This is a genomic window from Streptomyces sp. NBC_00299 (assembly GCF_036173045.1).
In the GTDB taxonomy this organism is placed as follows: domain Bacteria; phylum Actinomycetota; class Actinomycetes; order Streptomycetales; family Streptomycetaceae; genus Streptomyces; species Streptomyces machairae.
Genome location: NZ_CP108039.1, coordinates 4,259,743 through 4,285,892 on the forward strand (window position 1 = coordinate 4,259,743; position 26,150 = coordinate 4,285,892).

Below are 26,150 nucleotides of genomic sequence, written 5' to 3' on the forward strand. Positions count from 1 at the left end.
CAGGGCGTACGGGGGAATGGTCACCGCAGATCACGCCCCGTCGATCACCGCCAGGTCATCGGCACCAGCGTCGTCGACGTCAGCAGGGCGCGGATCACGGCCGCCGCCGGGGGCGGGCCACGGTGTCGAGGGGCAGCGGTTCCTCGTCCCCGAAGGGCAGGCGGCCTGCGGGGCAGCGGATCGGCAGGCGGCCGGTGTTGCTGATCCACCAGTGCCCGTCGCGATGGGTGAGCGTGCCCTGGTGGCGGCTGACCTGGGGGTCGTCCTCGCCCGGACAGACGTGCACCTCGGGCCGGTTGCGCCCGAACAGCACCTCGCGGCCCGCCCCGGGGCCCAGCATCATGCCGCCGCCGATGGCGAGGGCGAAGAGCGTGCCGGGTACGGGCGCAAAGGCGCCGCGGGCGAGGCTGCCGTGGGTGGGAGGGAGGGCCCGGCCGCCGCCGGGGGCGGGCCGGGTGCGGGCGTGGTCGAGGGGGCGGTGGGGTCGGTGGCCTGCGATCATTTCGCCTCCGGCAGTTGGTCGGCGATGTTCTTCAGCGCGGTGGCCGTCAGCGCCTCGGCCGTGGCGCACTCCTGCTCGGCCGGCCGCTGCCCGAGTACGGTCAGCCGGATCAGCTCGGTCGTGCGGTCGCCGACGGAGTTGGTGTACGTGCGGTGCGGTGCGTACACGACGCAACTGCCCTCGCCCTCCTCCTCCGCGGAGACGTAAGCCGTCGTCCCGGCGAGGGACTTCGGCCGTCCGTCGTCCTCCAGCTGGTTGTCCCGGGTGAAGGACAACTCCACGAAGGCCTTGTCGCCGTCCGCGCTCGCCCATTCGCAGTCCCAGTCGGCGAAACCGTGGTCCGACGGCCGGGTCCGCAGGTCCGGTACGCGGTCGAGCGCGGCGGTGCCGAGCAGCTTGCAGGCGTCGAGGCGGGCGAGCGAGGTGGCCGGCCAGGACTCCGCGCGCCGGGGCACCGGGCCCCGGTCCAGCACCGTGACCGCGTAGTCGGTGGCGGCGTCGGCCAGGGCACAGGGATCGGGGGCGCCGGCCCCCCGCCGCTCCCCGCGGATGATGATCCCCCGGCGGTCGGAGGTCCGGATGTACCGCTCACAGTGATCGGCGACGCGCGTCAAGCTGGCGACCTGGACGTTGCCGACCCTACGGACCTGCACGCCGCCGTCGAACTCCCGGGCCTCACTGAGGAAGTTGGCCTCGACACCGGCGATCTCGTCCCCGTCGTCGCCGAGTACGAGCACGTCACAGCGGTCCAACTCACCGTAGTCCGGGTCGAGTTCGGTGTCTCCGAAGCGGCTCAGGGAGGTGGCGTCGAGCAGCCCGCACGGGTTGGCCGTACGGATGCCGCCGATGGCGCCGGCCTGCGCGGGGGCCGTGGCGGAGGGCTTCGCGTCAGGGGCGCGGGGGGTGTCGTCCGGGTCGCCGCCCGACGTGGCGACGAGGATCCCCGCCATGACCGCGGCCGCCACAGCCAGTGCCCCGGCCGAGATCGCCAGGGGGCGCCGCCGACGCCGCACGGCACGCGGCAGCCGCAGGGTGAGCGAGGCGAGGTGCGGGGTGTGGGCGTCGTGCAGTCTGCCCTGGACCTCCGGGGGCGGCGGGGCGGCCCGGGTCAGCAACCGGTGCGCCTCGGCGGCGTCGGGGCGGCGCCGGGGGTCCGGTGCCAGCAGCGCGGCCAGCGGGGCGGTGAGCCGGCCGGCCCGCTCGGCGGGTTCGAGGTGCCCCTCGATGGCCCGGGCGACGTAGGCCATCGGGTGGTCCACCACGCCGTACGGCGACTGCCCCTCGACCGCCGCGAACACGCTGGCGCCGAGGGAGAACACGTCGGCCTTCTCGTCCGCCGGCCGTCCCCTGGCCAACTCGGGTGCGAGGTACTTGGGCTTGCCCCGCACCACACCCGTCGTGACCGTGTGCGTCTGCGTGACGTCGCTCCACAGGGCGCGCGCGATGCCGAAGTCGGTCAGCCGGGCGACCCCGTCCTCGGTCACCAGGATGTTCTCCGGCGTGACATCGCCGTGCACGACGCCCAGGGCATGCGACTTCGCCAGCGCGGCGGCGATCTGGGAGCCGACGGACCCGGCGTCCTCGGGCGGGAGCGGGCCGCTGTCGGCCACGATCTGGGCGAGGCTGCGGGAGGGGACGTACTCCATGACGATCCAGCAGGTGGCCTCGCCGGATCCGGCGTCCGCCTCCTCGACGAAGTCGAAGATAGGAACGACGTTCGGATGGTGCAGCCGCGCGGCGTACTGCGCCTCCTTCCGGAGCCTTCTGGCGGCATGCTCGTCGTCCGGGCGCGCGCACTTGACCGCGACGATCCGCTTCAGCGTCTCGTCCCAGGCCTGCCAGACGACGCCCATCCCGCCGCTGCCGATGGGTTCACGGAGGAGGTAGCGGCCGGCGACTTCGTGCCCGGCCTTCAACGTCAACACGGTCACGGAGTGTACGTAGCCATGGCCCAACAGTGACTGTTTTCACGGGACTTCATGCGGACGAGCACAGGACCCTCTCAAGGCGTCGGCCTGCCGCCCCGGCCTCAGGGCGTCGGCCGCTCGGCCTACTTCGTGCCGACCGTCCGCAGCACCGTCACCGCCAGCGTCCGTGCCGCCTGCACCACTTCGGCGAGCGACACCCGCTCCCGCTCACTGTGCGCCACCCGGATGTCCCCCGGCCCGAACTGCAACGTCGGGATCCCCGCCCCGGCGTACAGCCGCAGATCGCTCCCGTACGGCGCCCCGCACTCCCGCAGCCCTCCGGCTCCCCCGGCGTCGGCATGGGCGCCCCGGATCACCTCCGGCAAGGGATGCCCCTCCGGCAGCCGCCCGCCGGCGAACTGCCCGCCCGGCCAGCTCACGGTCGCCGGATGCTCGCGCAGCCAGGGGTCCGCGGCGCACGCCCGCGCCACGCACTGCTCGAACGCGGCCCGCGCCTGCGCCGGGTCCTCCCCCAGCCGCACCCCCAGCCGCCCCTGGGCGACCAGCAGATCGGGCACGCTGCTCGCCCAGTCCCCGGCGCGCAGGGTCCCCACCGACAGCGCGTAGGGGATCGGGTGCTCGGCCATCAGGGGATGCACGTCCCGGTTGCGCTCGGTCTCCAGCCGGGCCAGCGCCCGGTGCAGCGGCAGATACGCGTCGAGCGCGCTCGTGCCCTGGTCCCGCGCACTGCCGTGGGCCGCCTTGCCGGGCACGGCGATACGGAAGGTCAGCGCGCCGGCGTTGGCGGTGACGAGTGCGCCGCCCGTCGGCTCGGCGATGACGCAGACGTCGCCCCGGTGGCCGCGCCGCAGCGTGCCGAACGCGCCGAGGCCGCCGTCCTCCTCGCCCACGACGAAGTGCACGCCGACCCGCCCGCGCAGCCGCACCCCGGCGGCCCGTATCGCCGTGAGCGCGGCGAGGTGGGCCACCAGGCCGGCCTTCATGTCGCAGGCGCCCCGGCCGTGGACGACATCCCCGACCACCCTGGGCACGAACGGATCGCCGGCCCAGGCGTCCAGGTCCCCCGGCGGTACGACGTCCACGTGGCCCTGGAGGACGAAGGTGGGCCCGTCGCCGCCGTCCTCCGTCACCCCGACCAGGCCCCAGGCCTCCTCGCGTTCGGCCTCCGCCCCCGGGAACCCGGGGTCCGCGCGCAGCGCGTCCAGGTCCATGGACCACAGGTCGACATCGAGGCCGAGCCGCTCCAGCCGCCCCGCCAGCAGATGCTGAAGCTCCGACTCGGCCGCGCTCCCGGTCACGCTGGGCACGGAGATCAGCTCCAGCAGCGTCCGTCCGATCCCGGCCTCGTCGATCCCCGCCAGTACAGCGCTCTCCACGTCGCTCAGCACGATGACGCTCCTCCCCTCGGCCGGCGGGCACGACGCACGCCCCGCCCGAACAGATAGTGGCCCATGCCACGAGATCCGATCCCGGGAGATCCGGTCCACGGAGTACGTGCCAAGGAGTACGAGCCATGGAGATCCGAGAGCGTGCGGCCCTCAGCCGGAACCGCCCACCGTGAACCCGATCGCCGTCCCGCCCCCGTCCCGCCGGAACGCGAACGGCGCTCCGCCGTGCGACAACGCCACCTCCCGCACGATCGACAGCCCCAGCCCGGACCCCGGCAGCGACCGTGCGTCGGCGGCCCGGTAGAAGCGGTCGAAGACCCGGATCAGGTCGTCCTCGGCGATACCGGGCCCCCGGTCGAGGACCTCGACGCGCACCGTCCCGGGCCGGGCGGGCCCGGCGACGTTGATCTCGATCGGCGCGGTCCCCTCGCGGTCGAACTTCGCCGCGTTCTCGACGAGGTTGGTCACCGCGCGCTGGAGCATCGCCGGCCGCCCCTGTGTCGTCGTCTCCCCGCACGCGCGGACCACGATCCGCCGTCCCGTACGCCGCCGGGCGAGCCCCGCGACGTCCTCGGCGATGTCGGCGAGGTCCACCCGCTGGGCCGGCTCGGCGTCGGACTGCCCGGCCGCCAGGTCGACCAGCTCATTGACGAGGTCGGTCAGTTCACGCGCCTCCTGGCCCAGGTCCGCGACCAGTTCGTCACGGGTGTCGGGAGGCAGTTCGTCGATGCGGCGCAGCAGGGAGATGTTCGTACGGAGTGAGGTGAGCGGGGTGCGCAGCTCGTGGCCCGCGTCCTGCACCAGCCGCCGCTGGTCCTCCTCCGACTGGGCGAGGCGCCCCAGCATGCGGTCGAAGGCGCGGCCCAGCCGGCCGACCTCGTCGTAGCCGGCGACCGGCACCTGGATGCCGAGCCGCCGGGTGCGGGCGACGTCCTCGGCGGCGGAGGTGAGGACGACCAGGCGGCGCGTGATACGCCGGGCCAGCCACCAGCCGAAGAGCCCCGCCAGGGTCACCACCGCCGCCATCAGCAGCAGTGTCCGCTGCTGGAGTGCCCGCAGCAGGTCCTCGGTGTCGCTGAACTCCTGGGCGATCTGCACCGCGCCCCGTCCGCCGCCGAGCGCGACGGTCGCGACGCGGTAGACGTCGCTGCCGACGTCGACGTCCTTGTGCTGGACCATCCGCCCGGCCGTCCCGTCGGCCGCGATCCGCCGGTCGGCCGGCGTGACCGGCAGTCCCGGTCGCCCGGGGTCGACGACGGCCCCGTCCGGGCCCAGCACCTGCACATCGGTACGGGCGGGCCGCACGAGATCGTGGCCCGGCGCGGAGGAGGAGAAGTCGTTCGGGGTCATCGGCCGCTGCCGGACCTCGCCCCGCAGGTCCTGTACGACCTCGTCGAACACGGACTCCTGGTCGACCCGCACCAGCCGGGCGGCGGCGGTGTACGACAGCAGGCCGACCAGGACGGTGACCACGGCGGTCACGGCGGCGAAGGACAGGGCGAAGGTGGTGCCCAGTCCTGTGCTGCGTCGCGCTGTCAGCAGTTTCCCGAGCCGCCGCCGGGCCGTGCTCACTCAGTCCTCCCGCAGCACGTAACCCACCCCGCGCACCGTGTGGATCAGCTGCGGCGCGCCCGGCTCGTCGAGCTTGCGGCGCAGGTAGCCGACGTAGACGGCGAGGTTCTTGGAGCCGGGGCCGAAGTCGTAGCCCCAGATGCGGTCGTAGATGGTGGAGTGGTCGAGGACGATGCCGGCGTTGCGGACCAGCAGCTCAAGGAGCTCGAACTCGGTCCGTGTCAGCTCCAGCTCCCGCCCGCCCCGCCACGCCCGCCGTGCCTGCGGGTCCATCCGCAGCCCGGCCGCCTCGATCAGCCGGCCGGAGGGCTCGGGGGCGGGGGGCTGCGGCTGCTTCGGTACGTCGACGGGGGCGCCGTTCGCCTCGCTGGTGCGGCGCAGCAGGGCGCGCAGCCGGGCGAACACCTCCTCGACGTCGAAGGGCTTCACCACGTAGTCGTCGGCGCCCGCGTCCAGGCCGGCGATGCGGTCCTGGGTCTCCACGAGCGCCGTCAGCATCAGGATCGGGGTGCGGTCGCCCTCGGCGCGCAGTACCCGGCAGACCTGGAGGCCGTCGATGCCGGGCATCATCACGTCCAGCACCAGCACGTCCGGCGGCGTGCGATGGGCCTGCGCCAGCGCCTCGACGCCGTCGGCGACCGCGGTGACCTGGTAGCCCTCCAGGGTCAGCGCGCGCTCCAGGGCGTGGCGGATGGCGCGGTCGTCTTCGGCGAGGAGAACAGTCTGGGACACGGGTTCAGTCTGCCAAGGCCTCCGGCGGTTCGGCCGTTTCGGGTGCGCTGCAGTTGCCCTTCTTACTGGGATCTCACCGTCACACGGCCGTCTCCGGGGCTCCGCCCCCGGACCCCCGTTTCGGCCTGAACGGCCTCGTCCTCAAGCGCCGGACGGGCTGGAAATGGCCGCCAGCTGCTCGGCGAAGGGCACCACCTCGAGCTCGGCCCTTCTCTGGGCGGGCCGTCCGGCCATCAGGCTGACCAGTTCCCCCGCCGCCCGCTCCACGCGCCCGTTCAGCCCTTCGGCGCCCCAGTCCTCCGAGGCGGCGTACACGCCGGTCGGGACGACCACGGCCCTCAGGTGGGCGAAGAGCGGACGCAGGGCGTGCTCCAGGACCAGGGAGTGCCGGGCCGTGCCGCCGGTCGCGGCGATCAGCACCGGGATGCCGGCCAGCGCGTCCTTCTCGATCACGTCGAAGAAGGACTTGAACAGGCCGCTGTACGAGGCCGAGAACACCGGCGTGACGACGATCAGGCCGTCGGCCGAGGTCACCGCGTCGATCGCGGCGGCGAGCTGCCGGCCGGGGAAGCCGCTGGTGAAGTTGTGCGCGATCTCCACCGCGAGGTCGCGCAGCTCGACCACCTCGATGTCCACCGGGTCGGCGGCCTGTCGGACCGTTGCCGCCGCCAGCCGGTCGCCGAGCAGCCGGGTGGAGGACGGGACGCTCAGCCCCGCGGACACGACGACGAGCTTCATGCGACGGTCACCTCTTCCGCACCCTTCTTCGCCAGCAGGGACGCGTGCGTGGGCGCCTGAGGCACCTCGGCCGGCCGCCCGGCGGCGAACTCCTTGCGCAGCACCGGCACGACCTCTTCGCCGAGCATGTCGAGCTGCTCCAGGACCGTCTTCAGCGGCAGCCCGGCGTGGTCCATCAGGAACAGCTGGCGCTGGTAGTCGCCCGCGTACTCGCGGAAGGAGAGCGTCTTCTCGATCACCTGCTGCGGGGAGCCGACCGTCAGCGGCGTCTGGTCCGTGAAGTCCTCCAGCGACGGGCCGTGCCCGTACACCGGCGCGACATCGAAGTACGGCCGGAACTCACGGATCGCGTCCTGCGAGTTCTTCCGCATGAAGACCTGCCCGCCGAGCCCGACGATCGCCTGCTCGGGGGTGCCGTGCCCGTAGTGGGCGTACCTGTTCCGGTACAGCTCGACCATCTGCTTGGTGTGGTCGGCCGGCCAGAAGATGTTGTTGTGGAAGAAGCCGTCGCCGTAGTACGCGGCCTGCTCGGCGATCTCCGGCGAGCGGATCGAGCCGTGCCAGACGAACGGCGCCACACCGTCCAGCGGGCGGGGCGTGGACGTGAAGCCCTGGAGGGGCGTACGGAACTTGCCCTCCCAGTTCACGACGTCCTCGCGCCACAGCCGGTGCAGCAGGGCGTAGTTCTCGATGGCGAGGTTGATGCCCTGCCGGATGTCCTTGCCGAACCAGGGATAGACCGGGCCGGTGTTGCCCCGGCCCATCATCAGGTCCACCCGGCCGTCGGCCAGGTGCTGGAGCATCGCGAAGTCCTCGGCGATCTTCACCGGGTCGTTGGTGGTGATGAGGGTGGTGGAGGTGGAGAGGACCAGCCGCTCCGTCCGCGCCGCGATGTAGCCGAGCATCGTCGTCGGGGACGACGGCACGAACGGCGGGTTGTGGTGCTCGCCGGTCGCGAAGACGTCGAGCCCGACCTCCTCGGCCTTCAGCGCGATGGCGACCATGGCCTTGATGCGGTCGCGCTCGGTCGGCGTACGGCCCGTGGTGGGGTCCGGCGTGACATCGCCGACGCTGAAGATCCCGAACTGCATGGTCGCTCACCCTCCAGATTGTTGACGCTTCAACTATACCTGGAGAACGGAGACCCGTCAGCGACTATTCCCGGCCCGCCGAAACCACCGCCGACCTGCCCGGACGACCCCGGTCCGCCGTGATCACCGCCAGCGCGGATCCCTGCCGGTTCGCGCGAGCAGGCGCTCGAACCGCGACGCGCCCTCCGGCTCGGGGGCCGGCTCCCCGAACACCCCCATCTTCCTGGCCGTCGGTGCCAGCGTGTCCACCGCGCCGGCGAGCTCCGTCACGACCGCCTCGTCGGCGCCCGGGTAGTCCTGGCCGGTCGCCCGGGCCAGGTCCCACACATGCACCGTCAGATCGAGCAGCGCCATCGAGCCGACCAGCCGCGCGGGCATGTCCATCCCGCCGGTCGTCCCCTCCTCGGCGCCGGGGACGGACCAGGCCGCCACCAGCCGGTCCGCCTCCAGCGCGAGCCCCTCGCGCCACTCGGCGTTCCCGGTGACCCGGTCCGGGGTGTCGCCGAAGTCCGACGCCTCCTTCGCGGCCAGCCGCTGGAACTGCACGATCACCTGGTAGAGGTGATTGACCAGGGCCTTCACGTCGTACTCCGCGCAGGGCGTGGGCGCGACGAGCGCCTCGTCGGAGATGCCCCGCACGACCACGACCGCCCGCTCGCGCGCCATCGCCAGCAGCTCGCCGATGCCGTACGTCTTCACACTGTTCGTGTCCATGCCTCGACGGTAGGGACATCGGCGGCTGCCCTTCTTGAAGAAACGCGACGTACGATCCCGCCATGGAGGCACCCCGCCACGACACCCGCGGGATCGTCGACCCGGCCGCGCTGCTGAACCGCGTCCGGTTCCGCCGCCACGAGCCCGCCGAGCCGCTGCGCCGGTACGTCGAGTGGTACTGGCTCATCGACTGGGACCTGCCCGCGCCCTACGCCTCGCACATCGTCCCGCACCCGGCCGTGAACCTCACCTTCCAGTGGGACGAGGACGAGGGGCCGCCGTATGCCGAGGTCACCGGCGTCGCGCTCGGCCTCTACACCCGGAAGCTGACCGGCCGGGGCCGGGTCTGCGGGGCGAAGTTCCGGCCCGGCGGCTTCCGGCCCTACGCCCCCGAGGTGCCGGTGTCGCGGTGGACGGGCCGCGCGCTGCCCGCCCACGAGGTGTTCGCGCAGGCCACGGGCGACGCCGCCCACACGATCGTCACCCCTGCCGACGACGCCGCCCGCGTGGCCGCCCTCGACGCCTTCCTGCTCGCCCTGCCCTGCGCCCCGGACCCGCAGGCCGACCTCGCCATGGACCTCGTCCGGCACATCCGCGCCGACCGCACGGTGCGCCGCGTCGGCGACTTCGCCGAGGAACAGGGCCTGTCGGTGCGGGCGCTGCAGCGCCTGTTCTCGACGTACGTCGGCGTCAGCCCCAAGTGGTGCGTCCTCGGCTATCGCATCCACGAGGCCCTGGACCTCACCGGCACCCGCACCGACGTCGACTGGGCCACCCTGGCCGGCGAACTCGGCTACGCCGACCAGGCCCACCTCGTCCGGGACTTCACGGCGACGGTGGGGGTGCCGCCGACGGCGTACGCGGCGGACGCCCGGTCCGGCGGCACCGACGGTTGAGGAACACCGACGGTCAAGGAACCAGGACCAACCGGCCCCGCACCCCGCCCTCCGCCAGCCGGGCGTGCGCCTTGGCCGCGTCGACCAGCGCGAAGATCTCGGCCACCCGGAGGGTCAGCACCCCGTCGTCCACCAGCCGGACCAGTTCGGCGAGCTGCGCCCCGTCCGCGCTCACCTCGACCGCACCGGTCCGCACCCCGCGCACGGAACCGGGCTGGGTGCCCGGAATGACGCCGATGTAGGCGCCCCCGTCCCGCACCCACTCAAGCGCCGTCTCGCCGAGGATCGCGGCGTCCAGCACGGCGTCGAAGCTGCCCGCCTCGACGGCACCCGCCGTGAAGCGGGTGGCCCCGAAGGACCGTACGAGTTCCTCGTCGGCCTCGCGGGCCAGGGCGGTCACGGACATCCCCCGGTGAGCGGCGAGTTGGACGGCGTATCCGCCGACCGCGCCCGCCGCGCCCGTCACCAGCAGCGAGTGATCCGCCCCCAACTCCAGCCGGTCCAGGGCCTGCGCGGCGGTCAGGGCGTTCAGCGGCAGCGTCGCCGCGTGGACGGCGTCGGCCGTCGCCGGGGCCTTGGCGACGGCGTCCGCGGGGACGACGACGTACTCGGCATGCGTACCGAGCGGCCTGAGCATGCCGTGGTGCAGCGCCACCACCTCGTCCCCGACACTCCAGGAAGCGGCCGGCCCCACCGCGTCCACCGTCCCGGCCACGTCCCAGCCGAGCCCGACATCAGCGCCGGCACCCCCGAAGACACCGGCCGCCAGCCCCGCGTCGACCGGGTTCAGCGCGGCAGCCGCGACCTTGATCCGCACCTGCCCCGCACCCGGCTCGGGCACCTCCCGCTCCAAGACCTCCACGGCGTCCGGTCCGCCGAACGTCCTCACCACAGCAGCGCGCATGGCAACTCTCCTGGTATGTGCAATCAGTGCATCTCGATGACTGTCGATGCATGTCGGGGAGGGTTTCCCCGCTGTTGCAACAACCCTAGGAAGAGTTACTATCTATTCGTAAGTAGTTACCTGGGAGTGCGTACATACCCGCGAGGTGAGCCATGCCGACCACGACAGCGGCCCAGCGGCGCGAAGAGGCCCGTATCGCCTACGACGCGTTCCTCAAGAGCTGCCCCACCAACCAGCTCCTGGACCGCCTCAGCGACAAGTGGGTCAGCCTCGTCGTCGCCGCCCTCTCCGCGGGCCCCATGCGCTACAGCGACCTCGGCCGCAAGATCGCCGGCGTCAGCCCCAAGATGCTGACCCAGACCCTGCGCTCACTGGAGCGGGACGGCCTCCTCACGCGCACCGTCACCCCGTCGGTCCCCGTCCGCGTCGACTACGAGCTCACGCCGCTCGGACACGGCCTGGCCCTGCTGCTGACCGCGGTGAAGGACTGGGCGGAGACCCACTTCGACGAGGTCCGCCAGGCACGCGAGCGCTACGACAGCGAGACCCCGGACGAGTAGGACGGGACCGAAGCGTCAGAAGTGGTACGAGTCCCCCGTGTCCAGCACCAGCACCCGCTGCTGGTCGTTCCCGCGGTCCGCGCCCGCCGCGCCACCGGTGCGCACGGTGTCGAACTCCACCAGCACCTCCGACGGCGCGCCCCGCAGCCGTACCCGCAGACCGACCGGCTCCCCCACCCCGTCCGCGTCCAGCGCCCCGACCCGGCACATCACGATCCGCTCCCCCGCCCGCGCACACCTCTCGGGCAGCGCCTGCCGGTCCGCCAGCGCCTCGGACAAGCGCAGCCGTACCAGCGCCAACGAGTCCGGCACGGCACCCGTCCCGAGCCGGTACGGCGTGAACCGTACGGCGACCCGGCCGCCCGACATGGCGGCGGAGCCGTGAAAGGCGAGAGCCGCCTCCGGCGCGCTCACCGCCCCGGCGGCCGGGGCCACGGCCATCCCGCCGACCGCCGCTATCACGGCCGCACCGCACACCGCAGCAACCCTCATCCGCCGCATCCGCCCACTCCTCACTCCAGCGTGGTCGTACGGATGTATCCCACGCGGAGCGCGCCGCAGGCGCCGTCCAACAGGTGACGTGCGCCGCCCGGCACCGCGGAACGGACACGCTGCCGCCCCATGGCAAGCTGCCCGCATGCTCATCCTGCGTTCCGCGGCCCTGTTCGTCGTCGCCGCCCTCTTCGAGATCGGCGGCGCCTGGCTGGTCTGGCAGGGTGTGCGCGAACACCGCGGCCTGCTGTGGATCGGCGCGGGCGTGATGGCCCTCGGCGCCTACGGCTTCATCGCCACACTCCAGCCCGACGCCGAGTTCGGCCGCATCCTCGCCGCGTACGGCGGTGTCTTCGTCGCCGGTTCACTGGCCTGGGGCATGGTCGCCGACGGCTACCGCCCGGACCGCTGGGACGTCACGGGCGCACTGATCTGCCTCGCGGGCATGGCGGTGATCATGTACGCGCCGCGAGGCGACTGACCGACGCGCTCAGGCCGGCGGCAGCAGCCCCAACTGCCCGAGGAACTCCATCTCGTCGAAGTAGAGCCGGTAGTCGACGATGTGTCCGCTGTCGTCGACGGTGGCGAAGTCGACCCCGCGGATCCTGATCTCCTTCTGCGTCGCGGGCAGCGTCTCTCCCGTGGGCAGCTGGATCGGTCCCGTGTTCCGGCCGGTGAAGACGCCCTCGTCGATGGCCGTGTTGCCGACCTCGTAGGAGTGCACCGACTCGTACCGGCCGTCGGGAATCATCTCCGCCATCTGGCGCCAGTACGCGGTGATGTCGTCTCGCCCGTGCAGTTCTCCGCCATCGGGGGTGACGGCGACCGCGTCCTGTGCGTACAGCTCGGCTATGCCCTTCGGGTCCGCCGTGGTGATCGCTGCGGTGAGCCGGTCCATGACGTCACGTGCCTGTCCCATGAGCCACCTCCTGGTTGGGGGATCACCCGTCTCATTGTCCCACCACTCCGCGCGCCTATCCTGGCCGGACAGTCCCTGGACTCGACCGAGCAAGAGGAGCAGCCATGCCCGCCGCAGCCCCGTCCACCGCCTCCCGCATCGCCGTCGTCACCGGTGCGAGCAGCGGAATCGGCGCCGCCACGGCACGGCAGCTGGCCGCGGCCGGCTACCGCGTGGTCCTCACCGCCCGCCGCAAGGACCGCATCGAGGCACTGGCCGAGGAGATCAACGCGGCCGGCCACTCGGCCGCGGCCTACCAGCTGGACGTGACCGACCGCGCGGCGGTCGACGAGTTCGCCCTGGCCTTCAAGACGATCGGCGTCCTCGTGAACAACGCCGGCGGCGCACTGGGCGCCGACCCGGTGGCCACCGGCGACCCGGCCGACTGGCGCACGATGTACGAGACGAACGTCCTCGGCACCCTGAACCTCACCCAGGCCCTGCTCCCGAAGCTGGAGGCGAGCGGCGACGGCACGGTGGTCGTCGTCTCCTCCACCGCCGGCCACGGCACCTACGAGGGCGGCGGGGGCTACGTCGCCGCCAAGCACGGCGCCCACGTCCTCGCCGAGACCCTGCGCCTGGAGATCGTCGGCCGCCCGGTCCGCGTCATCGAGGTCGCGCCCGGCATGGTCAAGACGGACGAGTTCGCCCTGACCCGCTTCTCCGGCGACACCGACAAGGCGTCGAAGGTCTACGAGGGCGTGGCCGCCCCGCTGACGGCCGACGACGTCGCCGACACCATCACCTGGGCCATCACCCGCCCCAGCCACGTCAACATCGACCTCCTGGTGGTCCGGCCCCGCGCCCAGGCGTCCAACACGAAGGTCCACAGGGAGAAGTAGGGTCACGCAGCGTGGACAGACACATACGTTTCGAGGCGCTGCACAACTTCCGCGACCTGGGCGGCTACCCGACGACCGACGGCCACCGCGTCCGCGCCGGCCGTCTCTACCGCGCGGACTCGCTCGGCAAGTTGAGAGAGGGCACCGCGGACTGGACCCGCTTCCGCGCCCTGGGCATCGGCACGGTCATCGACCTGCGCTACCCGTGGGAGATCGAGAACAGCGGCCGTATCCCGGACCACCCGTCGTTCACCTACCACAACCTCAGCATCGAGCACCGCCCGTACAACCAGGCGGCCTTGACGCCCGACGTGGACCCCGGCGGGTATCTGGCAGAGCGCTACAGGGAGGTGGCGCTGGACGGCACGAAGGAAATCCGCGGCGCGCTGGAACTCGTGGCGAAGGCAGCGGAGTCGGACACGCCCCTGGCCTTCCACTGCGCCTCGGGCAAGGACCGCACGGGTCTGCTGGCGGCACTGATCCTGGGCCTGCTCGGGGTGCCGGAGCGCACGATCGCCGAAGACTTCACCCTCACCGAACTGGCCGCCCCCGCCCTGCTGGCCGACTGGAAGGCCCGCAACGAAGGCCGCGCCCCGACCTGGCCGGGCTTCGGCCGAGCCCCCGAAGCGGTCATGCGCCTGTTCCTGGCGGAACTGGCGGGCCGTTACGGCTCCATCGAGGGCTACGTCTCCGAGGCGCTGTCCCTGGACCCACGGTCGTTGAGCGAGACGCTCCGGGCCGCACTGCTGGAGCGGTGACGCTCCCCCGGCTCCCCCGGCACGAGAGAGGCCCCCGGTGCACACCGGGGGCCTGCCTCGTTCAGCCCTTCACGCAGACGACCTGCTTCAGCTTCGCCACGACCTCCACCAGGTCCCGCTGCTGATCGATGACCTGCTCGATCGGCTTGTACGCACCCGGGATCTCGTCCACGACGCCGGAGTCCTTACGGCACTCCACACCCCGCGTCTGCTCCTCCAGGTCCTTCGTCGAGAACCGCCGCTTCGCCGCATTACGGCTCATGCGCCGGCCCGCGCCGTGCGAGGCGGAGTTGAAGGACATCGGGTTCCCGAGGCCCTTGACGATGTACGAACCCGTGCCCATCGAGCCCGGGATGATCCCGAACTCGCCGGAGCCGGCCCGGATCGCGCCCTTGCGGGTCACGAGCAGGTCCATGCCGTCGTAGCGCTCCTCGGCGACGTAGTTGTGGTGCGCGCTGATCTCGGCCTCGAAGGTCGGCTTGGCCTTCTTGAACTCCTTGCGGACCACGTCCTTCAGGAGCGCCATCATGATCGTGCGGTTGTACCTGGCGTACTCCTGCGCCCAGAACAGGTCGTTCCGGTACGCCGCCATCTGCGGAGTGTCCGCCACGAAGACGGCGAGGTCGCGGTCGACCAGGCCCTGGTTGTGCGGGAGCTTCTGGGCCACGCCGATGTGGAACTCGGCCAGTTCCTTGCCGATGTTCCGGGAACCGGAGTGCAGCATCAGCCAGACAGAACCATCCGTATCCGTGCAGACCTCGACAAAGTGGTTACCGCCGCCCAGCGTCCCCATCTGCTTGCCGGCCCGCTCCTGACGGAACTTGACCGCATCCGCGATCCCGTCGAACCGCCCCCAGAAGTCGTCCCACCCTGCCGTACCGAAGCCGTGCAGCCGCCCGGGGTCGACGAGATCGTCGTGCATCCCGCGCCCCACCGGAATCGCCTGCTCGATCTTCGACCGCAGCCGCGACAGGTCACCCGGCAGGTCATTGGCCGTCAGCGACGTCTTCACCGCCGACATCCCGCACCCGATGTCCACGCCCACCGCGGCCGGACACACGGCGCCCCGCATCGCGATGACGGACCCGACCGTCGCCCCCTTACCGAAGTGCACGTCCGGCATCACGGCGAGGCCCTTGATCCACGGCAGGGTCGCGACGTTGCGCAGCTGCTGCAGCGCCACGTCCTCGACCGTCGCCGGGTCGGTCCACATACGGATGGGAACCTTCGCGCCCGGCATCTCCACGTACGACATAACGTCCTCAATCCCCCGGAAAACACATACAAGTCTGAAATCGCAAAAACGGCACCAAGGTCGACGAAAGGGACAGCGGACCGGCGCCCACGGCAGTGCGTGCGATACACATTGTCTCCAGTGGGCGCCCCCGTGCGGCAAGCGAATAACCAGCGGGGACACTGAAAGACCGGCAACGGACCGACCACGAAGCCACCGTCGAGAGGAGCCTGACCGTGCAGCGGAAGGCCTACGTATCCGGCGTCGCCGCCCTCCTCGCGGCGCTGCTGGCCGGCTGCACCGGCAGCTCCGACGACGGCGGCACGACCGACGGCTCCAACCCCGGCGATTCCGGCACGGCGACCGCGGCGGCCGAGCCCGGCCGCTACGACACGCTCCCCGAACCGTGCGGCGTGGTCGGCGAGGACACGCTCGACTCGCTCCTGCCGGGCATCCGGCAGATCACGGACGAGGACCAGCGCGAGAAGGCGTACGAGGGCGCCCCGACGCTCACCTACGACACCGACCGCAAGGTCGGCTGCCGTTGGAAGGTCGAGTCGAGCGACGCCACGGACCATCTCTTCGTCGACTTCGAGCGTGTGGTGTCGTACGACACGTCGGTCAGCGACGACAGCGAGGCGGAGCAGCTCTTCGCGGCCCTGCTGGCGGCGGCCGACCTCCCCGAGCCGACGAGCACCGAGTCCGGCGGTACCGCGACCGGCGAGGGCACCCCCTCCGCCGACCCGAGCGGCTCGTCCTCCCCCTCGTCCCCGGCCTCACCGTCGGCGTCCGCGTCCTCCTCGCCCTCCGCCTCCGCGTCCACCTCCCCGTCCGCCTCGGCCTCGACCTCGGCCGGGCTCCAGCCCCGTGTGCTCGACGACCTCGGCGACGAGGCCTTCCTCGACGACAAGCTCAGCAGCTCCGGTTCGACGGCCCAGCAGCGCAAGGTGACTGTGGCGTTCCGCACGTCCAACGTGATCGTGACGATCGAGTACGAGGAGCAGCCGGCCACCGTCGGCACGGTCCCGGACAGCGAGGAAATGCAGGACAGGGCCCAGAAACTGGCGGCACAACTGGCCGACGAACTGGCGGAGTAGCGCCCTTCACGCGCCCTCGTACGCCCGAGTGCGACGTAACCGAAACGAGACCACACACCTTCTTCACCGCGTACGGTGGCCCCTCGGACCCGATCCGACCGCAGGGACCACGAGAGTCAGTCATGAGTGAAGGAACCATGCAGCGAGTAGCAGAGCGAGAACAGCGTGACGGGCGCGAGCAGCGCGAGCAGCGGGGGAAGGGCCTTCACGGCCTGCAGCGTGCCCTTGTCTGCGCGGCCGTCGTCCCCACGGTGCTGATCGCCGCGGGCTGTTCCTCGGACTCCGGTTCGGACGACAAGGCCGCCGGGGACACGAAGGCCTCGGCGTCGGCGTCCGAGTCCGCGAGCCCGTCGCCGACGGTGCAGGCGGCGGCGTACAAGGCGCTTCCGCAGGCGTGCAAGGCGCTGTCGAAGAAGACGCTGGAGGAGCTCGCCCCCAAGGCCAAGTCCGGCAAGGAGGGCTCGTCGGACGACGCGTCGACGCGTGGCTCCTGCTCCTGGAGCAGCCTCGACAACAACGGCGTGAAGGGCTCGCAGTTCCGCTGGCTCAACGTCTCCCTGCTGCGCTTCGAGTCGGACGCCTCGCGCGGCTCGGCCGACAAGCGGGCGCAGGAGTACTACGAGACGCAGGCCCAGGACGCGAAGTCGGTGTCGGGTGCGAAGAACACCAAGTCGGAGCCGGTCGCCGGGGTGGGCGATCAGGCGACGTCGGTGCGCTACGACCTGAAGAAGAAGGAGGGCTCCTTCCGGCAGGAGACGATCGTGGCCCGGGTCGAGAACGTCGTCGTGACGCTCGACTACAACGGCGCCGGTCTGGCCGGTGAGAAGACCCCGAGCGCGGAGTCCCTGGACAAGCTCGCGCGCAAGGCCGCCAAGGAGGCGGTGGCCGCGGTGAAGGACGCGAACGGCAGCGGCAGCGCGGGCACGCCGAGCAGCGCCCCGTCGAAGTCGGCTTCGAAGTCTCCCTCGAAGTCGCCCTTCGGGAGCTCCTCGAAGGCGGCCGGCTCCCCGTCCAAGTCAGCGTCGAAGAAGAGCTGACCGTCACACCTGCCCCACCGCTGAGTCACAACACCCAGCTCAGCCATGCCTGTTGCACGAGCCCGGCCCTCTGAAGGGACCGGGCTCGTGCCGTACCGGCAATCCGCACGCCGCACAGATGTGCCACCCTGTTGCGCGCAACAACATGCACTGGGAGGGGAGTACGAGTGGCCGCGCCACTGCAGCTGACTCGGACGCATCGCATTCTCATCGGTGTGGTCGTGTTCGGCGCCGTCATCATCGCCGGCATCGGCTTCGCCGGTTCGTACGCGGCCGTCCGCGAGCTGGCCATCCAGAAAGGCTTCGGGAACTTCAGTTATGTCTTCCCGATAGGCATCGACGCAGGTATCTGCGTCCTGCTCGCCCTCGACCTGCTCCTGACGTGGATCCGCATCCCGTTCCCGCTCCTGCGCCAGACGGCATGGCTGCTGACGGCGGCGACGATCGCCTTCAACGGCGCGGCGGCCTGGCCGGACCCGCTGGGCGTCGGCATGCACGGCGTGATCCCGATCCTGTTCGTGGTCTCGGTCGAGGCGGCCCGCCACGCGATCGGGCGCATAGCGGACATCACGGCCGACAAGCACATGGAGGGCGTCCGCCTCACCCGCTGGCTCCTTTCCCCGCTGCCGACCTTCCTCCTGTGGCGCCGCATGAAGCTGTGGGAGCTGCGCTCCTACGAGCAGGTCATCAAGCTGGAGCAGGAGCGGCTGGTGTACCAGGCCCGTCTGCGCTCCCGCTTCGGCCGGGCATGGCGGCGCAAGGCGCCGGTGGAGTCCTTGATGCCGCTGCGTCTGGCGCGGTACGGGGTTCCGCTGGCGCAGACGGCTCCGGCGGGGCTGGCGGCGGCGGGCATCGAGCCGGCCCTGCTGCCGCCGGCGCCGAAGCAGGCCCTGGACGCCGCCGCGCCGCCCGCCGACATGGCCGGTACACCGGGCAACGCCGTCGGCCCTCGCGCGGCCACGGCGGCGCCGGTCCCCCGGCAGGCGGCACCCGCCGGCGAGCAGCGCCCCGAGCTGGCCGGCCCCGAGCCGGTGGGCCCGCCCGGAGTCGAGCAGCCGGAGTACGTGCAGGACTGGTTCAACACCCCCCGGAACGTGGAGTACCAGGGCGGCTACGACGCCCAGTACGACCCCCAGGGCCACTACGAAGAGTGGTACGAGGAACAGCTCCGGGCGGAGCAGTACCAGGACCAGTACCAGCAGGAACCGCCCGTCCAGGAACCCTCGCCCGAGGACACCGGCACCTTCCCGATCCCGGTGACCGGCAACCGCACCCGCCAGCTCGGCGAGGGCGGCGGTCCTCCGGAGCCCGCGGAGCCGAACGACGACGACTACTACCAGATCTTCCGTCAGTCGATCGACGGCAGTTACCCCACGCCCCGTGTCCTGGGCGACAACATCCAGGCGACATACGGCACGTCGCTGAGCCCCAGCGCGCTGAAGACCCTCACGGAACGCTTCCAGAAGCGCCATTCGGCGGAGCTGGAAGAGGATCACATCGCCTGACCTTGAGCACAGAATCTTGAGCCCAAGACCTGAGCCAAAAAAAGGGGGCCCTTCACGGAGGGCCCCCTTTTCCCGTACCGCCTACTCCCCGAGCAGGGCCCGCACCCGCTCCTGCCCCACCGCAAGCAGCAGCGTGGGCAGCCGCGGCCCGGTGTCCCGCCCGACCAGCAGGTGGTACAGCAGCGCGAAGAACGACCGCTGGGCGGTCTTGATCTCGGCCGGCAGCTCCTTGGGCGTCGCGTCCGCGGAGAACCCGGCCTGCACCTTGGGCACGCCGTAGACGAGGTGGGTCAGCCCGTCCAGCGACCAGTGCGACTCCAGTCCGTCGAGGAGCAGCCGCAGCGACTGCTGGGACGCCTCGTCGAGGGACTTCAGCAGCTCGACGTCGGGCTCGTCGCGCACGATGGTCCGCTGGTCGGCGGGCACCTGCGTGTTGATCCAGGCCTCGGCCTTGTCGTACCGGGGACGCGCCTCGTCGAGCGAGCCCAGCGGGTTCTCCGGGTCCAGCTCGGAGAGGATCCGCAGCGCCTGGTCCTGGTGCCCGGCGGTGATGTCGGCGACGGACGCGAGCGTCCGGTACGGCAGCGGGCACTGCGTACGCGGCAGCTCACCGGCGGCCGTGCGCACGGCACGCGAGTGCGCGGCGACGTCGGCGGGCAGCGCGGACCCGTCCGCGACCTTCCCGTCGAGCTTGTCCCACTCGTCGTAGAGCCGCTGGATCTCCTGGTCGAAGGCGATCTTGAAGGACTGGTTGGGCCTGCGGCGGGCGTACAGCCAGCGCAGCAGCTGCGGCTCCATGATCTTCAGCGCGTCGGACGGGGTGGGCACCCCACCGCGCGAGGAGGACATCTTCGCCATGCCGCTGATGCCGACGAAGGCGTACATCGGGCCGATCGGCTGCTTGCCGCCGAAGATCCCGACGATCTGGCCGCCCACCTGGAAGCTCGACCCCGGCGACGAGTGGTCGACACCGCTCGGCTCGAACACGACGCCCTCGTACGCCCACCGCATGGGCCAGTCGACCTTCCAGACCAGCTTGCCGCGGTTGAACTCGTTGAGCCGGACGGTCTCGGAGAACCCGCACTCGTTGCAGGTGTACGTCAGCTCGGTGGTGTCGTCGACGTACGAGGTGACGGTGGTGAAGTCCTTGTCGCAGTTGCCGCAGTAGGGCTTGTACGGGAAGTACCCGGCGGAGCCGGAGCTGCCGTCGTCCTCGCCGGCCGCGCCGGAGCCCTCGGCGGCCTCCAGCTCGGCCTCGTCGACCGGCTTCTGCGACTTCTTGGCGCCGCCCTTGGGCTTGGTGCGGTACTGCGCGAGGACGGCGTCGATGTCGCCGCGGTGCTTCATCGCGTGCAGGATCTGCTCGCGGTACACCCCGGAGGTGTACTGCGCGGTCTGGCTGATCCCGTCGAACTCCACGCCCATCTCGGCGAGCGCCTCGACCATCGCCGCCTTGAAGTGCTCGGCCCAGTTCGGGTACGCCGAGCCCTTCGGCGCCGGGACGGAGGTCAGCGGCTTGCCGATGTGCGCGGCCCAGGTCTCGTCGACCCCAGCGACACCGGCCGGCACCTTGCGGTAGCGGTCGTAGTCGTCCCAGGAGATCAGATGCCGGACCTGGTGCCCGCGGCGCCGGACCTCGTCGGCGACGAGGTGCGGGGTCATGACCTCGCGGAGGTTGCCGAGGTGGATGGGTCCGGAGGGGGAGAGTCCCGACGCGACGACGACCGGTTTGCCCGGGGCCCGACGCTCCGACTCCTCGATGACCTCATCCGCGAAACGGGAGACCCAGTCGGTGGTCTCGGTGCTCTGAGCCACGATCGGCACGTCCTTCTTTCTCCAGGGCAGCCGTACGGTCAACGGCTGGCGCCCTCATTGTCCCAGCAAGGACGGCAACAACGAAAACGCCTTTGCAACAGCGCCCCCGAAGGGCCGCGGGGAACTGCGCGACAAGCCCCCACCGGCCTGCTGCCGCAAAAACCCCTTTACCCCCCATGGGATACTGACCGTGTCTATCAATCCCCCCGAGGAGAACGGCACCCATTCCTATGGCCCCGGTCACGCCCCTCAGCGCCTCCGTCAACCAGCACCTCGTCGACGCCCTCACGGCCACCCTCCCGGGCACCGTCGGAGACGCTTTGCTGCGACGTAGCGACCGGGCCGACTTCCAGGCCAACGGCATCCTGGCCCTCGCCAAGAAGGCCAAGGCGAACCCCCGGGAACTGGCGACGCAGGTCGTCGGCAACATCGTCACCGGTGACGTGATCAAGGACATCGAGGTCTCCGGACCCGGCTTCCTCAACATCACGATCGCCGACAAGGCGATCACCGAGAACCTCGCCGCGCGGCACACGGACGGCGATCGTCTCGGCGTCCCCCTGAAGGACAACCCCGGCATCACAGTCGTCGACTACGCCCAGCCGAACGTGGCGAAGGAGATGCACGTCGGCCACCTCCGCTCCGCGGTGATCGGCGACGCCCTGCGCGGCATGCTCGACTTCACCGGCGAGAAGACGATCGGCCGGCACCACATCGGGGACTGGGGCACCCAGTTCGGCATGCTCATCCAGTACCTGTTCGAGAACCCCGGCGAGCTGGCCCCCGCGGCCGACGTCGACGGCGAGCAGGCGATGAGCAACCTGAACCGGGTGTACAAGGCGTCACGCGCGGTCTTCGACTCGGACGAGGAGTTCAAGGAGCGGGCCCGCAAGCGGGTCGTCGCCCTGCAGTCCGGCGACAAGGAAACCCTGGAGCTGTGGCAGCAGTTCGTGGACGAGTCGAAGGTCTACTTCTACTCGGTCTTCGAGAAGCTGGACATGGAGATCCGCGACGAGGAGATCGTCGGCGAGTCCGCGTACAACGAGGGCATGCCCGAGACCGCCCGCCTCCTGGAGGAGATGGGTGTCGCGGTGCGCTCCGAGGGCGCGCTCGTGGTGTTCTTCGACGAGATCCGCGGCAAGGACGACCAGCCGGTCCCGCTGATCGTGCAGAAGGCCGACGGCGGCTTCGGCTACGCGGCATCCGACCTGACCGCGATCCGCAACCGTGTCACGGACCTGCACGCGACGTCGCTGCTCTACGTCGTGGACGTACGCCAGTCCCTGCACTTCAAGATGGTCTTCGAGACGGCCCGGCGGGCCGGCTGGCTGAGCGACGGCGTCACCGCGCACAACATGGGCTACGGCACGGTGCTGGGCGCGGACGGCAAGCCGTTCAAGACGCGTGAGGGCGAGACCGTGCGCCTTGAGGACCTGCTGGACGAGGCGGTGCAGCGGGCCGCGGAGGTCGTCCGGGAGAAGGCGCAGGACCTCACCGAGGACGAGATCCAGGAGCGGGCCGCACAGGTCGGCATCGGCGCCGTGAAGTACGCGGACCTGTCGACGTCGCCGAACCGGGACTACAAGTTCGACCTGGACCAGATGGTCTCGCTGAACGGCGACACGTCCGTCTACCTCCAGTACGCGTACGCCCGTATCCAGTCGATCCTGCGCAAGGCGGGCGAGACGAAGCCGGCCGCGCACCCGGAGCTGGAACTGCACGCGGCGGAGCGGGCGCTCGGCCTGCACCTGGACGCGTTCGGCGACACGGTCTTCGAGGCGGCCGCGGAGTACGCCCCGCACAAGCTGGCCGCGTACCTGTACCAACTGGCGTCGCTGTACACGTCGTTCTACGACAAGTGCCCGGTGCTGAAGGCGCAGACGCCCGAGCAGGTGCAGAACCGTCTGCTCCTGTGCGACGTGACGGCCCGGACGCTGCACCAGGGCATGGCCCTGCTGGGCATCCGGACGCCTGAGCGCCTCTGAGCGTCCGAGGACACGCGCGCGGCCCGTCGTCTCCCCGAGGGAGAGGACGGGCCGCTGTCTTGGTGCGGAACGGCTGTGCGCCTAGCTGTGCGCCGAGCGGTGCACCTAACGGCTGTTGGCGAAGTTCTTGAACGCGGCCTTGGTGCCCGAGCCGGCGATCCCGTCGATCGCGCCGGTGTAGCCGTAGTGCTGGAGCAGCCGCTGCAGCGCCTTGATGGTGCCCGAGCCGACGATGCCGTCGATGGCTCCGGTGTAGCCCCAGTACTCCTTGAGGCAGCGCTGGAAGGCCTTCCAGCTGTTGGTGCCGAGCTGCCCGTCGATCGCGCCGGTGTAGCCCCAGTACTGCTTCAGCCAGCCCTGGACCTTCTTGGCCTCGGCGGCGCTCAGGCCGAGGTTGTTCACCGCGAGGACGGAGACCTCGGAGCTCACGGCCGGCTGTGTGTCCGGTGCCGCGAAGCTGGTGCCCGCGGTGGCGAGGCTTCCGGCGGCAAGGCCGATCACGGCGCTGACGCTGACGAGGGTCCTCGTCCAGACATTCGGTCGCATGCGTTTCCCTCTCGCTCTGTCTCGGGTGGCGGCCCCTGCCGCCGGGCTGGCGAAACGAGAGTGCGGGGCGGGCGGCCAGGCCTGCCACAGTTGCCGCCGAAGTGACGTCACCGCGGGACGTCCCACCCGCTGACCTGCGGGTATCTGACGCGGTGTGACGGCAGGGCGGGACGCCCGTGGCGAGCGGTTGGCCGATTTCGTACCGGTACGCGCACCCACTCCCGGTGCGGGCCGTGGATGCTGATGCAGAATGCGACGGGGCATGGGGGCCGCTGACCACGGACCGCGTGCCGGACCGTGAACGCGAGTGGGGGGAACATGTCGCGTTGGGCAGTGCTGCCCGCGGAACTCGATCCGCGCGTGCGGCAGTTGGTGGTGCGGTTGCGCCGGCTGAAGGACCACAGCGGGCTGAGCCTGCGGCAGCTGGCCGCGAGGACGGAGTACAGCCCGAAGTCATGGGAGCGGTATCTGGGCGGCCGTTCGTTGCCGCCGCCGCAGGCCGTCGAGGCGCTGGCCCGGATCGGGGGTGAGGATCCGACCCGGTGGCTGGCCCTGCGCGAGGTCGCGGCGGAGGCATGGGGGAACAGACGCGGTGAGGCGCCCGCGGTGAACACGCCCGGCCCGGAAGCGACGATGCCGGAAGCAACGACGCCGGAGCCGGAGATCCTGACGGCCGGGGCTCGGACCGCAGCCGAGTCCCTGGCCGACGGGGCACGTTCGCCGACGCGTTCGCTGCGGGTCGCCCTGGTCGCGGGGACCGTGGCTCTGGTGCTGGCCGTCTCGTCGACCGTCCTCCTCGCCGTACGGCTCCTCGGCGGCGCGGGAGAAACAGCAGCTCCCCTCGCCGCGTCCGCCGCGTCGGCACCGGCATCGTCCTCGCAGTCGGCGCCCGCGTACGCCTGCCGTGTCGCGCGGGTCGACGGCCGCTGGTACGCCGGCATCAGCCCCACCCGGGGCGCCGTCCTGGCGAACGGCCACGCGGGGCCGGAGGTGGCCGAGGCGCAGTGTCTGCTGCGCCGGGCGGGCATCTCGCCGGGCGGCATAGACGGGATCTTCGGTCCGCTGACGGAGGCCGCGGTCCGGCGTGCGCAGCAGCGGGCGGGCCTGGTGGTGGACGGCATCATCGGCCCGCACACCTGGAAGGCCCTACGGCGATGACGACCCCGTCACCGGAACGGGCCCGACTGGCCTGCGCGCTCAGGGAGTTGAAGGTCCGCACCGGCCTGAGCCTGGTCGGCCTCGCGGCGAAGACGGCGTTCAGCAAGTCCTCCTGGGACCGCTATCTCAACGGCCGCACCCTGCCCCCGCGCGACGCGGTACAGGACCTGTGCCGTCTCGCGGGCGAGCCGGAGGGGCGCTGTCTGGCCCTGTGGGAGATCGCCGAGTCGGAGAGCAGCGGGCGGTCGAGGGAGGGCCCACGGTCTCCGTGTCCTGAGCAGGTCACGGGTGCCGGGAGTCCCGCGGACGGCCGTGCCGCCCACCGCGGTGCGACAGCCCTGGCGGTGCTCGCGTCGGTGTGTGCCGTGGTCCTCGGGGGCGTCGCGGCGGTGGTCCTGCTGCTGCCGTACCCGGAGGGGGAGCCGGGGTCGGCCCTGGCCCCGCCGCCGTCCGCGGCCGGGCCCCACTGCCGGGGGGCGGCCTGCGAGGGCAGGAGCCCGATGCACATGAAGTGCGCTGCGACGCCGGTCACCCTCGCCACGCACCACACCGCCACCGGCGCCTGGCTGGAGCTGCGCTACAGCGAGGAGTGCGGGACGAGCTGGGCCCGGATGTGGGGGACGCGCGTGGGCGACCGGCTGGAGATGTCGGCGGCCGACCGCAGCGGCGCTGACGTCACTGACGGTCCCGTCCGCGGCGCCGAGGTCCGGGACGCCATCGACGCGGACGCCTACATCTACACCCCGATGACCGCTGCTCGGCCCGGAACCGCAGTCCGCGCCTGCTTCCGACCGGCGGCGGGCGACGGGAAGGAGTGCTTCGACAGCCGAGTGGCCGGATGAGTTGTCAGTGCCGGCCTCTACAGTCACCGGCATGGCGACTCTTCCGAACCCGCTGCCGAAGCTCGCGACCGACCCGACGGGCGCCGCGCTCGGTCTCCAACTCCCGCCCGGCAGGCTCCTCGACGCGACCTGCGAGGACGAATCGCACGGGCCGCTGCTGTGGCTCGCCGAGCAGCCGGCGGTGCCGGGCGCCTGGGCCGCGCTGGCCCCGGCCCGGCGGACCGCCGGCCTGCTGCCGGTCGTCCTGGACGCGGGCGGCCGCCATGGCGGCCCGCAGACGTGGGAGCTGACGCCCGAGGCGATGTCGTACCCGGGAGATCACGACGCCGACGAGGTGCTGGCGGACCTGTGGGACGAGTACGCGGCCGGGGAGACGGAAGAGGAGTGGCCCGGCCTGGCCGACGCACCCGCCTCCGCCGGTGCCGCCGCCGACGACCCGGACGCGGTCGCCGTCGGCATCGCGGACTCCCTGCTGGGCAGCGGCGGCCTGCTGGAGGACCCCCGCCTCGCCCTCGTCCCGGCCCGGCGCAGCGCGGACGTTCCGGCGGCGATCGGCTGGACGGGCCCGGTGAACCACGAGGGCGACACCGCTCGCCTCTGCGCGGTGCTCCGCTCCTGGGAGGACCGCTTCGGCATACGGGTCGTGGCGCTCGGCTTCGACCACCTGCTCGTCTCCGTCGCGTTTCCGCCGACCACCGCGGCCGAGGCGGAGGCCGTCGCCGCCGAGCACTTCGCGTTCTGCCCGGACAACATCCTGCAGAGCGGTGACAGCACCGTGCGGGCGTATGCCGAGAAGCGGCTCCTCAACCAGCCGGCCTGGCACTTCTGGTGGGACTGACCGCCGCGCCCTCCGCCG

Annotated in this window: 26 protein-coding genes; 12 read left to right on the plus strand and 14 right to left on the minus strand. The window is 71.6% G+C overall.

Annotation, left to right across the window (positions count from 1 at the left end):
- Nucleotides 1–94 precede the first annotated feature (94 nt).
- The 8 genes from OHT51_RS18580 to OHT51_RS18615 form a co-directional block, all read right to left on the minus strand.
- Nucleotides 95–502: a hypothetical protein gene (locus tag OHT51_RS18580; protein WP_328880057.1), complete on the minus strand. Its 408-nt coding sequence runs from the start codon at nt 500–502 to the stop codon at nt 95–97.
- Nucleotides 499–2,427, minus strand: a complete 1,929-nt coding sequence (locus OHT51_RS18585) for a serine/threonine-protein kinase (protein WP_328880058.1) — start codon at nt 2,425–2,427, stop codon at nt 499–501. The genes OHT51_RS18580 and OHT51_RS18585 overlap by 4 nt, the downstream gene beginning before the upstream one ends.
- Before the next feature lie 125 nt (nt 2,428–2,552).
- Nucleotides 2,553–3,818: an ArgE/DapE family deacylase gene (locus OHT51_RS18590; RefSeq protein WP_328880059.1), complete on the minus strand. Its 1,266-nt coding sequence runs from the start codon at nt 3,816–3,818 to the stop codon at nt 2,553–2,555.
- 150 nt (nt 3,819–3,968) lie between these two features.
- Nucleotides 3,969–5,390, minus strand: a complete 1,422-nt coding sequence (locus OHT51_RS18595) for an ATP-binding protein (protein ID WP_443052506.1) — start codon at nt 5,388–5,390, stop codon at nt 3,969–3,971.
- Nucleotides 5,391–6,122, minus strand: a complete 732-nt coding sequence (locus OHT51_RS18600) for a response regulator transcription factor (RefSeq protein WP_328880060.1) — start codon at nt 6,120–6,122, stop codon at nt 5,391–5,393.
- Nucleotides 6,123–6,263: 141 nt separating this feature from the next.
- Nucleotides 6,264–6,860, minus strand: a complete 597-nt coding sequence (locus OHT51_RS18605) for an FMN reductase (protein WP_328880061.1) — start codon at nt 6,858–6,860, stop codon at nt 6,264–6,266.
- Nucleotides 6,857–7,951: an LLM class flavin-dependent oxidoreductase gene (locus OHT51_RS18610; RefSeq protein WP_328880062.1), complete on the minus strand. Its 1,095-nt coding sequence runs from the start codon at nt 7,949–7,951 to the stop codon at nt 6,857–6,859. Before OHT51_RS18610 ends, OHT51_RS18605 begins: the two co-directional genes overlap by 4 nt.
- 123 nt (nt 7,952–8,074) lie before the next feature.
- On the minus strand, nt 8,075–8,665 hold the full coding sequence (locus OHT51_RS18615) for a TIGR03086 family metal-binding protein (RefSeq protein ID WP_328880063.1): 591 nt from the start codon (nt 8,663–8,665) through the stop codon (nt 8,075–8,077).
- Between the two features lie 62 nt (nt 8,666–8,727).
- On the opposite strand from OHT51_RS18615, the gene OHT51_RS18620 reads away from it, so the two are divergent.
- Nucleotides 8,728–9,561 (plus strand): AraC family transcriptional regulator, encoded by an 834-nt coding sequence (locus OHT51_RS18620; protein ID WP_328880064.1) that lies wholly within the window; start codon nt 8,728–8,730, stop codon nt 9,559–9,561.
- A 13-nt stretch (nt 9,562–9,574) separates the two neighbouring features.
- On the opposite strand, the gene OHT51_RS18625 is transcribed toward OHT51_RS18620, so the two are convergent.
- Nucleotides 9,575–10,465 (minus strand): NADP-dependent oxidoreductase, encoded by an 891-nt coding sequence (locus tag OHT51_RS18625; RefSeq protein WP_328880065.1) that lies wholly within the window; start codon nt 10,463–10,465, stop codon nt 9,575–9,577.
- Nucleotides 10,466–10,617: 152 nt separating this feature from the next.
- Here OHT51_RS18625 and OHT51_RS18630 point away from each other — a divergent pair, with 152 nt between their 5' ends.
- On the plus strand, nt 10,618–11,025 hold the full coding sequence (locus OHT51_RS18630; RefSeq protein WP_328880066.1) for a winged helix-turn-helix transcriptional regulator: 408 nt from the start codon (nt 10,618–10,620) through the stop codon (nt 11,023–11,025).
- Between the two features lie 15 nt (nt 11,026–11,040).
- Here OHT51_RS18630 and OHT51_RS18635 read toward each other — a convergent pair whose 3' ends face one another.
- The gene (locus OHT51_RS18635; RefSeq protein ID WP_328880067.1) at nt 11,041–11,526 is read right to left on the minus strand and encodes a hypothetical protein; all 486 of its coding nucleotides are present in this window, start codon (nt 11,524–11,526) and stop codon (nt 11,041–11,043) included.
- A 136-nt stretch (nt 11,527–11,662) separates the two neighbouring features.
- Between OHT51_RS18635 and OHT51_RS18640 the strand changes: the two genes are divergently transcribed.
- Complete coding sequence (locus tag OHT51_RS18640) at nt 11,663–11,998, plus strand: YnfA family protein (protein WP_328880068.1); 336 nt, start codon at nt 11,663–11,665, stop codon at nt 11,996–11,998.
- Between the two features lie 9 nt (nt 11,999–12,007).
- On the opposite strand, the gene OHT51_RS18645 is transcribed toward OHT51_RS18640, so the two are convergent.
- On the minus strand, nt 12,008–12,436 hold the full coding sequence (locus OHT51_RS18645) for an ester cyclase (RefSeq protein ID WP_328880069.1): 429 nt from the start codon (nt 12,434–12,436) through the stop codon (nt 12,008–12,010).
- A 104-nt stretch (nt 12,437–12,540) separates the two neighbouring features.
- On the opposite strand from OHT51_RS18645, the gene OHT51_RS18650 reads away from it, so the two are divergent.
- Both OHT51_RS18650 and OHT51_RS18655 read left to right on the plus strand, forming a co-directional pair.
- A complete protein-coding gene (locus OHT51_RS18650; protein ID WP_328880070.1) occupies nt 12,541–13,317 on the plus strand; it encodes an SDR family NAD(P)-dependent oxidoreductase in 777 nt (258 codons plus the stop codon).
- 11 nt (nt 13,318–13,328) lie between these two features.
- Nucleotides 13,329–14,075: a tyrosine-protein phosphatase gene (locus tag OHT51_RS18655; RefSeq protein WP_328880071.1), complete on the plus strand. Its 747-nt coding sequence runs from the start codon at nt 13,329–13,331 to the stop codon at nt 14,073–14,075.
- Between the two features lie 61 nt (nt 14,076–14,136).
- Here the strand turns inward: OHT51_RS18655 and OHT51_RS18660 are convergent, their stop codons facing one another.
- Nucleotides 14,137–15,330, minus strand: a complete 1,194-nt coding sequence (locus OHT51_RS18660; RefSeq protein WP_328880072.1) for an RtcB family protein — start codon at nt 15,328–15,330, stop codon at nt 14,137–14,139.
- A 215-nt stretch (nt 15,331–15,545) separates the two neighbouring features.
- Between OHT51_RS18660 and OHT51_RS18665 the strand changes: the two genes are divergently transcribed.
- The 3 genes from OHT51_RS18665 (at nt 15,546) to OHT51_RS18675 (ending at nt 18,948) form a co-directional block, all read left to right on the plus strand.
- Nucleotides 15,546–16,406 carry a DUF3558 domain-containing protein gene (locus tag OHT51_RS18665; protein ID WP_328880073.1) on the plus strand — a complete coding sequence of 287 codons (861 nt, stop codon included), beginning with the start codon at nt 15,546–15,548 and terminating at the stop codon, nt 16,404–16,406.
- Nucleotides 16,407–16,543: 137 nt separating this feature from the next.
- A complete protein-coding gene (locus OHT51_RS18670; RefSeq protein ID WP_328880074.1) occupies nt 16,544–17,443 on the plus strand; it encodes a DUF3558 family protein in 900 nt (299 codons plus the stop codon).
- A gap of 167 nt (nt 17,444–17,610) precedes the next feature.
- On the plus strand, nt 17,611–18,948 hold the full coding sequence (locus tag OHT51_RS18675; RefSeq protein ID WP_328880075.1) for a DUF2637 domain-containing protein: 1,338 nt from the start codon (nt 17,611–17,613) through the stop codon (nt 18,946–18,948).
- Nucleotides 18,949–19,029: 81 nt separating this feature from the next.
- Here the strand turns inward: OHT51_RS18675 and lysS are convergent, their stop codons facing one another.
- Nucleotides 19,030–20,772, minus strand: coding sequence for a lysine--tRNA ligase (gene lysS, locus OHT51_RS18680; RefSeq protein ID WP_328880076.1), 1,743 nt, complete (start codon nt 20,770–20,772; stop codon nt 19,030–19,032).
- A 221-nt stretch (nt 20,773–20,993) separates the two neighbouring features.
- Here lysS and argS point away from each other — a divergent pair, with 221 nt between their 5' ends.
- Nucleotides 20,994–22,748: an arginine--tRNA ligase gene (argS, locus tag OHT51_RS18685; protein ID WP_328880077.1), complete on the plus strand. Its 1,755-nt coding sequence runs from the start codon at nt 20,994–20,996 to the stop codon at nt 22,746–22,748.
- A 105-nt stretch (nt 22,749–22,853) separates the two neighbouring features.
- Here the strand turns inward: argS and OHT51_RS18690 are convergent, their stop codons facing one another.
- Nucleotides 22,854–23,294, minus strand: coding sequence for a peptidoglycan-binding domain-containing protein (locus OHT51_RS18690; RefSeq protein ID WP_328880078.1), 441 nt, complete (start codon nt 23,292–23,294; stop codon nt 22,854–22,856).
- Between the two features lie 318 nt (nt 23,295–23,612).
- On the opposite strand from OHT51_RS18690, the gene OHT51_RS18695 reads away from it, so the two are divergent.
- From OHT51_RS18695 to OHT51_RS18705, 3 genes are read left to right on the plus strand one after another with little or no spacing between them, the layout of a single operon-like run.
- Nucleotides 23,613–24,452, plus strand: a complete 840-nt coding sequence (locus OHT51_RS18695; protein ID WP_328880079.1) for a peptidoglycan-binding protein — start codon at nt 23,613–23,615, stop codon at nt 24,450–24,452.
- Nucleotides 24,449–25,294: a helix-turn-helix domain-containing protein gene (locus tag OHT51_RS18700; RefSeq protein WP_328880080.1), complete on the plus strand. Its 846-nt coding sequence runs from the start codon at nt 24,449–24,451 to the stop codon at nt 25,292–25,294. The genes OHT51_RS18695 and OHT51_RS18700 overlap by 4 nt, the downstream gene beginning before the upstream one ends.
- 31 nt (nt 25,295–25,325) lie before the next feature.
- Complete coding sequence (locus OHT51_RS18705; RefSeq protein ID WP_328880081.1) at nt 25,326–26,132, plus strand: DUF4253 domain-containing protein; 807 nt, start codon at nt 25,326–25,328, stop codon at nt 26,130–26,132.
- Nucleotides 26,133–26,150: the final 18 nt, after the last annotated feature.

Excerpts from the sequence above, each read along its gene's own strand:
- OHT51_RS18645 (WP_328880069.1), bottom strand. The coding sequence starts at position 12,436 with ATGGGACAGGCACGTGACGTCATGGACCGGCTCACCGCAGCGATCACC.
- OHT51_RS18625 (WP_328880065.1), bottom strand. The coding sequence starts at position 10,465 with ATGCGCGCTGCTGTGGTGAGGACGTTCGGCGGACCGGACGCCGTGGAG.
- OHT51_RS18640 (WP_328880068.1), top strand. The coding sequence starts at position 11,663 with ATGCTCATCCTGCGTTCCGCGGCCCTGTTCGTCGTCGCCGCCCTCTTC.
- OHT51_RS18700 (WP_328880080.1), top strand. The coding sequence starts at position 24,449 with ATGACGACCCCGTCACCGGAACGGGCCCGACTGGCCTGCGCGCTCAGG.
- OHT51_RS18660 (WP_328880072.1), bottom strand. The coding sequence starts at position 15,330 with ATGTCGTACGTGGAGATGCCGGGCGCGAAGGTTCCCATCCGTATGTGG.
- OHT51_RS18580 (WP_328880057.1), bottom strand. The coding sequence starts at position 502 with ATGATCGCAGGCCACCGACCCCACCGCCCCCTCGACCACGCCCGCACC.
- OHT51_RS18620 (WP_328880064.1), top strand. The coding sequence starts at position 8,728 with ATGGAGGCACCCCGCCACGACACCCGCGGGATCGTCGACCCGGCCGCG.
- OHT51_RS18635 (WP_328880067.1), bottom strand. The coding sequence starts at position 11,526 with ATGCGGCGGATGAGGGTTGCTGCGGTGTGCGGTGCGGCCGTGATAGCG.
- OHT51_RS18630 (WP_328880066.1), top strand. The coding sequence starts at position 10,618 with ATGCCGACCACGACAGCGGCCCAGCGGCGCGAAGAGGCCCGTATCGCC.
- OHT51_RS18650 (WP_328880070.1), top strand. The coding sequence starts at position 12,541 with ATGCCCGCCGCAGCCCCGTCCACCGCCTCCCGCATCGCCGTCGTCACC.
- OHT51_RS18695 (WP_328880079.1), top strand. The coding sequence starts at position 23,613 with ATGTCGCGTTGGGCAGTGCTGCCCGCGGAACTCGATCCGCGCGTGCGG.
- OHT51_RS18705 (WP_328880081.1), top strand. The coding sequence starts at position 25,326 with ATGGCGACTCTTCCGAACCCGCTGCCGAAGCTCGCGACCGACCCGACG.
- OHT51_RS18605 (WP_328880061.1), bottom strand. The coding sequence starts at position 6,860 with ATGAAGCTCGTCGTCGTGTCCGCGGGGCTGAGCGTCCCGTCCTCCACC.
- OHT51_RS18670 (WP_328880074.1), top strand. The coding sequence starts at position 16,544 with ATGCAGCGAGTAGCAGAGCGAGAACAGCGTGACGGGCGCGAGCAGCGC.
- OHT51_RS18615 (WP_328880063.1), bottom strand. The coding sequence starts at position 8,665 with ATGGACACGAACAGTGTGAAGACGTACGGCATCGGCGAGCTGCTGGCG.
- OHT51_RS18690 (WP_328880078.1), bottom strand. The coding sequence starts at position 23,294 with ATGCGACCGAATGTCTGGACGAGGACCCTCGTCAGCGTCAGCGCCGTG.
- argS (WP_328880077.1), top strand. The coding sequence starts at position 20,994 with ATGGCCCCGGTCACGCCCCTCAGCGCCTCCGTCAACCAGCACCTCGTC.
- OHT51_RS18610 (WP_328880062.1), bottom strand. The coding sequence starts at position 7,951 with ATGCAGTTCGGGATCTTCAGCGTCGGCGATGTCACGCCGGACCCCACC.